Consider the following 3,265-nt stretch of genomic DNA (forward strand, 5'->3'; position numbering starts at 1 on the left):
ACGGGGGATTAGCTCAGCTGGCTAGAGCACCTGCCTTGCACGCAGGGGGTCAACGGTTCGAATCCGTTATTCTCCACAATGCAGATTCGCAAATGTGAAGATATGCAGATATGCAAATGAGAAATCATCTGCACATCTGAAATCAAACATCTGCACATCCGCAAAACGTTCTTTGACATATTGGAAGAAGTAATTGAAAACAAGAGAAAACAACAGATAGAGACGTTGTTTGCTCAGAGGCAAGATTACGAGAAGAAAGAGACAAGACTTCGGTCCTGGTTCTTGATTCCTGATCTCTTGACTCTAACAAACAATTATCTAAATAAAGACATACTATACGGCGCAAAAGGCGTATAAGTAGAAGAAAGTAAGAAAGGGTACACGGGGGATGCCTTGGCTCTCAGAGGCGAAGAAGGACGTGATAAGCTGCGATAAGTACCGGGGATCTGCAAATAGGAATTGATCCGGTAATTTCCGAATGGGGAAACCTAGTTAGTTGAAGACTAACTGCATATAATGCGCTAACCTGCCGAACTGAAACATCTAAGTAAGCAGAGGAAGAGAAAACAATAGTGATTTCCAGAGTAGTGGCGAGCGAAATGGAAGAAGCCCAAACCTGTTATGTTACGGCATAACAGGGGTTGTAGGACCACAACATGAATATTAAACAGAACCGGAATGGCATGGGAAGGCCAACCATAGAGCATGAGAGTTGCGTACGGGTAATGAATAATAGGATAGTGGTATCCTGAGTACCGCGAGGTCGGAGACGCCTTGTGGGAATTTGCCGGCACCATCCGGTAAGGCTAAATACTCCTGAGAGACCGATAGTGAACCAGTACCGTGAGGGAAAGGTGAAAAGAACCCCGAACAGGGGAGTGAAATAGAACCTGAAACCGTGTACTTACAAGCGGTCGGAGCAGTGTAAGCTGTGACGGCGTGCCTTTTGCATAATGAGCCTACGAGTTACTCTTCCCTGGCAAGGTTAAGTGTTTAAGACACGGATCCGAAGCGAAAGCGAGTCTGAAAAGGGCGTATAGTCAGGGGAGGTAGACGCGAAACCTTGTGATCTACCCATGGGCAGGTTGAAGGTGCCGTAACAGGTACTGGAGGACCGAACCGATAAACGTTGAAAAGTTTCCGGATGACTTGTGGGTAGGGGTGAAAGGCTAATCAAACTGGGAAATAGCTCGTACTCCCCGAAATGTTTTTAGGAACAGCCTGGCGGTTGAGTTATAAAGAGGTAGAGCTACTAATTGGGTGCGGGGGAGTCAAATCCTACCAAATCCAGATAAACTCCGAATGCTTTATAATATACGCTGGAGTGAGGCTATGGGTGCTAAGGTCCATGGCCGAGAGGGAAAGAACCCAGACCATCAGCTAAGGTCCCTAAATTATTGCTAAGTTGAACTAACGAGGTCCGATTGCACAGACAGCTAGGATGTTGGCTTGGAAGCAGCCATTCATTTAAAGAGTGCGTAACAGCTCACTAGTCGAGCGATCGGGCATGGATAATAAACGGGCATCAAGCAGTATACCGAAGCTATGGATTCATATTTATATGACTGGTAGGGGAGCATTCTATTTGCCGGCGAAGCAGGAAGGTAACTGACTGTGGAGGAAATAGAAAAGCAAATGTAGGCATAAGTAACGATAAGGCGGGAGAGAAACCCGCCCACCGAAAGACTAAGGTTTCCTGATCAACGCTAATCGGATCAGGGTTAGTCGGGGCCTAAGGTGAAGCCGAAGGGCGTAGCCGATGGACAACTGGTTAATATTCCAGTACTTTTTATTACTGCGATGCGGTGACGGAGTAGTGACACTGACGCGAACTGACGGAATAGTTCGTTAAAGGCTGTAGGTATAAGACGTGTAGTTAAGTACGCATGTTTTGCTGAAAGCTGATAGTACACAGAACCTTCGGGGGATGTGATAGTTCAGGTAATCAGACTTCCAAGAAAACCCGCTAAGCTTCAGGTAATAAAAACCCGTACCGTAAACCGACACAGGTAGTCGAGGAGAGAATCCTAAGGTGCTCGAGTGAATCATGGCTAAGGAACTCGGCAAAATGGCCCTGTAACTTCGGGAGAAGGGGCGCTGGCAGCAATGTCAGCCGCAGTGAAAAGGCCCAGGCGACTGTTTAACAAAAACACATGGCTATGCAAAATCGAAAGATGACGTATATGGCCTGACACCTGCCCGGTGCTGGAAGGTTAAGAGGGGATGTTAGTCGCAAGGCGAAGCATTGAATCGAAGCCCCAGTAAACGGCGGCCGTAACTATAACGGTCCTAAGGTAGCGAAATTCCTTGTCGGGTAAGTTCCGACCTGCACGAATGGTGTAACGATCTGGGCGCTGTCTCAGCCATGAGCTCGGTGAAATTGTGGTATCGGTGAAGACGCCGGTTACCCGCAACGGGACGGAAAGACCCCATGCACCTTCACTATAGCTTAACATTGATATCGGATACAGGATGTGTAGGATAGGTGGGAGACTGTGATGCTGCTTCGCTAGGAGTAGTTTAGTCAACGTTGAAATACCACCCTTTCTGTATTTGGTGTCTAACTCCACAATGTGGAGAACATTGTTTGGCGGGTAGTTTGACTGGGGTGGTCGCCTCCAAAAAGGTAACGGAGGCTTTCAAAGGTAAGCTCAGTACGCTTGGTAACCGTACGCGGAGTGCAATAGCATAAGCTTGCTTGACAGTGAGACAGACAAGTCGAGCTGGGTCGAAAGACGGATATAGTGATCCGGTGGTTCTGCATGGAAGGGCCATCGCTCAAAGGATAAAAGGTACGCTGGGGATAACAGGCTGATCTCCCCCAAGAGCTCATATCGACGGGGAGGTTTGGCACCTCGATGTCGGCTCGTCACATCCTGGGGCTGGAGAAGGTCCCAAGGGTTGAGCTGTTCGCTCATTAAAGTGGCACGCGAGCTGGGTTCAGAACGTCGCGAGACAGTTCGGTCCCTATCTGTTGTGGGCGTAGGAAGTTTGAGTGGGGCTGACCTTAGTACGAGAGGACCGGGTTGGACTAACCTCTGGTGAATCTGTTATGCCGCCAGGTGTACTGCAGAGTAGCTACGTTGGGAATAGATAAGCGCTGAAAGCATCTAAGTGCGAAACTAGCCACAAGATGAGACTTCCATTGAGGGTCGTAGGAGACTACTACGTTGATAGGTCATAGGTATAAAGGTGGTGACATCATAGCCGAGTGATACTAATTGCCCGAAGCTTTCTTCAGATAGAAATAGGGTGAGTGGTTGAT

Annotated in this window: 1 tRNA gene and 1 rRNA gene; both read left to right on the forward strand. The window is 48.2% G+C overall.

From position 1 onward, the window contains the following. The first annotated feature begins 2 nt into the window (after window positions 1–2). Window positions 3–76: transfer RNA gene (locus ACFFGT_RS19245), tRNA-Ala, on the forward strand. A gap of 284 nt (window positions 77–360) precedes the next feature. Then, window positions 361–3,241 (forward strand): 23S ribosomal RNA (locus ACFFGT_RS19250). The last annotated feature ends 24 nt before the right edge of the window (window positions 3,242–3,265 follow it).

The sequence above is a fragment of the Mucilaginibacter angelicae genome, assembly GCF_042434235.1.
Taxonomy (GTDB): Bacteria; Bacteroidota; Bacteroidia; order Sphingobacteriales; family Sphingobacteriaceae; genus Mucilaginibacter; species Mucilaginibacter angelicae.